This window comes from Oleiphilus sp. HI0132 (assembly GCF_001635845.1).
Genome location: NZ_LWGJ01001828.1, coordinates 1 through 757 on the forward strand (window position 1 = coordinate 1; position 757 = coordinate 757).

1 protein-coding gene is annotated in these 757 nt (G+C 42.5%); it reads left to right on the forward strand.

Translation table 11 applies throughout. The features are described from left to right. Positions 1-192 precede the first annotated feature (192 nt). Positions 193-757, forward strand: a 565-nt coding sequence (locus A3766_RS27640; RefSeq protein WP_156509198.1) for an outer membrane lipoprotein-sorting protein, incomplete at its 3' end; no start/stop codon positions are given.

Below are 757 nucleotides of genomic sequence, written 5' to 3' on the forward strand. Positions count from 1 at the left end.
GGTAACTCAACAAACTGATAGTGCTACTTTCTACTCATGGAAAGTACCGTTCCAAACGAAGTAAGGGATTTCAGTTTAACTAATCGACATTTTCGTATCTAATAGGCGCTAGCTTCTAGCATCATCATATAGTTTCTCAATGATGCTGCTGCAGTGCCAACTAACAAGATAACAAGACCGAGGACAATATCCATGCTATCTAACCTTTCTGCTCGCGGTGTAAAGAAATCCATCGCGATATTATCCTGCTTTACTGCCTTGAGCCTCTCAGGCAACACCTTTGCAGAAACACCTCAAGAAAAAGGTTTAGCTATCGCCATTGAATCTGATAAGCGAAACACTGGTTGGAAGGACTCTACTGCTGACATGACGATGACCTTACGCAACAAACGTGGTGAAGAAAGTGTTCGTGTTTTGCGCGTAAAATCCCTCGAAGTCGAAAATGATGGTGACAAAGGCTTAACCATATTTGATGAGCCTAAAACTGTTCGTGGTACTGCTTTACTGACGTTCTCGCACAAAGTTGATGCGGATGATCAGTGGTTATTCCTACCAGCACTAAAGCGTGTTAAGCGAATCGCGTCTAAAAACAAGTCTGGCCCATTCATGGGAAGTGAGTTTGCCTTCGAAGACTTAAGCTCACAAGAAGTTGAAAAGTATAGCTATGAGTACTTAAAAGACGAAGCGTGTGGCACAGAAACCTGCTTTGTTGTTAAACGCTTCCCAACAGATAAAAACTCTGGCTACACAAGCCAAA